At 50.2% G+C, this 235-nt stretch carries 1 protein-coding gene; it reads right to left on the bottom strand.

What is annotated here, in order from left to right; all coding sequences use genetic code 11:
* Positions 1 to 235: RagB/SusD family nutrient uptake outer membrane protein (locus tag ACEN88_RS36295; RefSeq protein ID WP_413347212.1), on the bottom strand; the 235-nt coding region annotated here is incomplete at both ends.

The raw sequence follows: 235 nt of genomic DNA, 5'->3' as shown, positions 1-235 counted from the left end.
CGCTCCACTCGCCTGCCAATTCAACACGACGTTCGTGTTTGAGGTTTGCCATCGTAGCATTAGTAATTGGACTCAATCCTGCACGTACACGCACCTGGTTAAGCGCGGCATCGCCGTTTTTGCCCTGCATGATCTGAGCTTCGGCTTTAATCAGCAAGATCTCGGCGTAACGCAATAATGGCACGTTTAAATCTGTTGATGGCTCATCACCATTAGGGCTTACGTGGATACCACC

The organism is Massilia sp. CT11-108 (assembly GCF_047302915.1).
In the GTDB taxonomy this organism is placed as follows: Bacteria; Pseudomonadota; Gammaproteobacteria; order Burkholderiales; family Burkholderiaceae_D; genus Telluria; species Telluria orientalis.
The sequence above is the reverse complement of the archived record's forward strand: the minus strand, read 5'-3'. Positions and strand labels throughout refer to the sequence as shown.